Annotated in this window: 3 protein-coding genes and 1 pseudogene; 2 read left to right on the top strand and 2 right to left on the bottom strand. The window is 70.6% G+C overall.

Annotation, left to right across the window (positions count from 1 at the left end):
- Positions 1-250: CBS domain-containing protein (locus AA75_RS33170; RefSeq protein WP_033824061.1), on the top strand; the 250-nt coding region annotated here is incomplete at its 5' end.
- A gap of 121 nt (positions 251-371) precedes the next feature.
- Here the strand turns inward: AA75_RS33170 and AA75_RS33165 are convergent.
- Positions 372-764, bottom strand: coding sequence for an STAS domain-containing protein (locus AA75_RS33165; RefSeq protein WP_051813926.1), 393 nt, complete (start codon positions 762-764; stop codon positions 372-374).
- Between the two features lie 533 nt (positions 765-1297).
- Entirely contained in the window at positions 1298-1645 is a 348-nt protein-coding gene (locus tag AA75_RS33160) for a helix-turn-helix domain-containing protein (RefSeq protein WP_233289298.1), read from the bottom strand.
- Positions 1646-3375: 1730 nt separating this feature from the next.
- Between AA75_RS33160 and AA75_RS48300 the strand changes: the two are divergent.
- Positions 3376-3504: pseudogene (locus AA75_RS48300) on the top strand (family 1 glycosylhydrolase); the annotation flags it as partial.
- Positions 3505-3880 lie beyond the last annotated feature (376 nt).

Below are 3880 nucleotides of genomic sequence, written 5' to 3'. Positions count from 1 at the left end.
CTCCGGCGCCGACCACCTCCTGGTCCGCGACGACGACGGCGGCTGCGCCGGCCTCCTGACCCGGCGGCACCTCGCCCCGTTCCAGGCCCACTCCCGGACCCCGGTACGCGACATCGTCCTCGACCGCGCCCCGTTCGCCACCCCCGACATGTCCGCCGCCACCGCGGCAGCCGCCATGCGCGCCCGCGGCCTGGACACGTGGCCGGTCGTCGACCACGACGGCCACGCCATCGGCCTGCTCACCCTCTGAACCCGCCCGCCGGCAGTCGCTGCATCCGCCTGGGGACGCTCCGCCTCCGCTCTCGACCCGTCCCCTCGCCCCCGGTAGCCTCCCCTCCTCCAGGCTGTGGACCCACCTGGACGGCGGGGCATCACAGGATCCTGGAATCCTCCTGCGCGGAACGGGCCTCCGCGGGGTCGGGACTCACCCGAAGCACGTGGTTCACTCCGGTACGCCGCAGCAGGGCCGCTACAGGACCGGTCGGGTTCAGCAGCTGGAGTTCCAGGCCCGTTTCGCGGACTTTCCAGTGGGCACGGATGAGCGCATTGAGTCCGCAGGAGTCGCAGAACGCCACCCGGGACATGTCGATCACCAGTTCCCGCAGCACGGAAGACGTGTCCAGGGCGCTGTCCACTGCGGCGTTGAACAGAGGGCCGGTGTCGTGGTCGAGTTCGCCCACCGCGTCGAGCACGCGGCCGTCCGTTCCCGGTCGCAGGCGGATGTCGAAGGCAGTGGGATGATCGAACTCCGCAGGGACGGCCACGCGGTGCTCCTTGCGGCTCCGGTCTGCGCGGGCCGGGGTGCGCCCGCGTTGCGGGCGGCTGACCTGTACGGCCCACGTGCGGGGGCGCACCCGTACCGTAGCGACTGGGTGACGCCGCGGACCACCCGCTCAGCGCAAGGCGGACCGCCGACAGGAAGGTCCGGGTGCGGGCAAGACAGGGCAGGGCAATCACATGCTGAACACGGCCTGGGCGATCCGGTCCCCGGGTGCCGGTCCATCGGGCGCAGTGGGAGCGCGGGCCCGGTACGGCCAACGAGAAGTAGGCCACCGGACCCACGCAGCGGGGCACGCGTCATGACCCGGGCAGAACGGTAGTGGATCAACGACCCGGAAGTGAATTCCGGCGGGGAGGAGAGCTGTCGTACCGGGCGGCGTGGAACCAGCCTGCGCCGGTGAGGCGGGTCGTGCGGGTGGGAGTGGCCGGCCGGCGGTCGGAGGGCTGGTATCCGGGGCGGCCTGCGGTGAGCACGTGTCGCTCACCGCGGGCCGGTCTCGTCGGCCTGGTGGGTGGGTCAGGTGTCGGCTGCGGGTTCCTGTCCGGCGTCGCGGCGGAGCTGTTCGTTGATGCGCAGGGCTTCTTCGAGTTGGTCTTCGAGGATGATGATGCGGCAGGCGGCGTCGATGGGGGTGCCCTGGTCGACGAGGTCGCGGGCGCGCATGGCGATCCGTAGCTGGTAGCGGGAGAAGCGGCGGTGTCCGCCGTCCGAGCGCAGGGGGGTGATGAGTCCCTGGTCGCCGAGGGCGCGTAGGAAGCCGGGAGTGGTGCCGGTCATCTCGGCGGCGCGGCCCATGGTGTAGGCGGGGTAGTCGTCGTCGTCGAGGGAGTCGGGGGCATGCGGTCGGATGGCTGTCGTGGTCACTGCACCTCTTCTTGTTGTTGTGTCCGGGGACGCGCTGAGGGGCCCCGGGGCCATTACGGCTCCCGGGGCCCCGAAGGGTTTTACACCATCTACCGACTCTGGGTCGGGTTCCTTATGTCCGCGTCGCCCCGGGGGAGGGGGCGTGCGGGGATCGCGTATGCGTGACCGGAAACCACCGTCCTTGCCTTGGGGTCTTCGGAATCCGCCCGGGCGACTTCCTCACGGGCCGGGCGATCCTGATGGCGCGCTGTCCCTCCATTCATCCTCTGTACTGGCCGGTTCCTGCGAACTGCGGTACGTCCAACTGCGTGGTGATACGACCTGCTCGGTACCGCTCACACGGGTACTGCGGTAGTGCGAACTGCGTGGTAGTGCCAACTACCCGGTACTGCTGCGGCGGTCCCTGACGGTCCCGCCGACTCCGGCAGCCAGCCCCGTTGCCCGTCCTGCTCAACCGCTCGGCTTGGAACCCCACTGCCGGACTCCCAGCGCGCGCGCCCGCAGTCTGGGCGCCTTCACTGGGGTACCGCGTACTGCGACTGCCGGTACTGCCGAACTCAACTTCACCTACGAGTAGTGCACTTGCTGAACTGCGGTACCGCTCGGTGGCGGCCCCTGATGCCTGCGGGCCACCTGGCCCGGCCGCCAGTCCCGTCACCGTCCTGCTGTGGCTCCGGGGCTCCGCTACCGCGCCGCCTTCTTCACGCCCACCTGCCCGGCGTGTCCTGCGTCCTGCTCAACTGCTGGGTACTGCGTACTGCCTTGCTGAACTGCGGTACCGCTGGGTAGCGGCCCCTGATACCTGCGGGCCGCCCGGCCCGGCCACCGGTCCCGTCGCCTAACTGCACCATCCTGGCTTCAGGACCCTGCAACCGTGCCGACCTGCGAATTTCTGAACTGCTGTCCGCCAGTTCGTGTCTGGCGGGTACCGCTTGACTGCTCTCTACGGGAGAAACACTAGCCACGGTGCGCGGCAATGTCTACTCCCGCGGGAACAGATTTTTCGGTGCCGGTCGGATAGGTATTCTTCGCCCCGCACGGGGCTGGGCTGCCGGTCGCCGCAGCCGCGCTGTGAGGAGGACGCCGCGTCCGGCGGCGAGGGATCACGAGTGAGCGGGAGGCGAAGGGTGGAGGGGCCGCAGGACGCGCGGCAGGCGCGCACCCCAGACCCCCACGCCCAGGCGGCGCTGGCGACGGCCATCGCCGAAGCCGTGCGCGACCGGGACGAGCGGGTCCTGCGCCGATTGCTGGCCCGCTTCGCCGAACAGGCCGCCATCACGGACCTGCCTGCCCTGCGCGACGCCCTCGACACCACAGCGACCGCCTGCCGGAGGCCCGATAGGCCCGCGCCGGCCCGCGCCACTGCCGGATCAGAAGGCACGGGTGGCGGCATCACAGGTCAGGCACAAGTACCCGGCCCAGCGCGGCGAATACCACCCCTGCCCTGGCCGCTGTGGGCTCCACCGGTCGACCCACCATGGCCGCGGTGCCCATGCCGCACACGGTGAGCGCCCCCAGGCCGCCGGGTGCATCCGGATCCGAGGGTGCGGCATGGACCGCGTCCTTTGCGATCGCGGCGGCCAGCTCGCAGTCCTCGGCGTTGTTCCTTGAGGAGGGCAGGTCGCCTGCATCGAGTAGTCATGAGCTTCCGTCGTCTCCAACTGCTTTAGTAGGAACGAGGATTGAAGATGCAGAACGGGCTTTGGGTAGAATGACAGCCTGTTCGACGGGCTGAGGGGTTCAATCAGAGATTCGGCCTGGTCCACGTCGACTTCGAGACGCAGGTGCGCACGCCCAAGGGCTCGTACGCCTGGTACCGCGACCTGATCGCGGCCCATCGGTCGCGGTACGGGAGGTAGCCTGCGGCCGTCCTGGGGGAGGCGACGCGGGGGCAGGCCCGTGCGCCGATCCCCTGGCTGCAGCCCTGGGCCCGAAGCGCGTACTGCTCATGATCACAGCACCGGCCGGCCGGAGACCCCGGGTGGCTCGCCGCCGGATGAACGCCGGACGGGGGTGCGGCCGTTCTCGTCGACAGAAATGGTGGTGATGGCCGGCAGCGGTGCTGGCATCCTGGGGGCATGAGGGGGGAGCAGGGGATGCGCGCACTGATCGGGTCCTGGCTGGCGGCGGAGGAGGTCCCGGAGCCGTCCGGGGTCGGAGCCTGCGTGGACGAGGACGAGCACGGCGGCGCGCTGCCGGTGCCGTCCGCCACCGCCGCCGAGGTCGCCGAGGCGG

This window comes from Kitasatospora sp. MBT63 (assembly GCF_000710465.2).
Lineage (GTDB): Bacteria > Actinomycetota > Actinomycetes > Streptomycetales > Streptomycetaceae > Kitasatospora.
The sequence above is the reverse complement of the archived record's forward strand: the minus strand, read 5'-3'. Positions and strand labels throughout refer to the sequence as shown.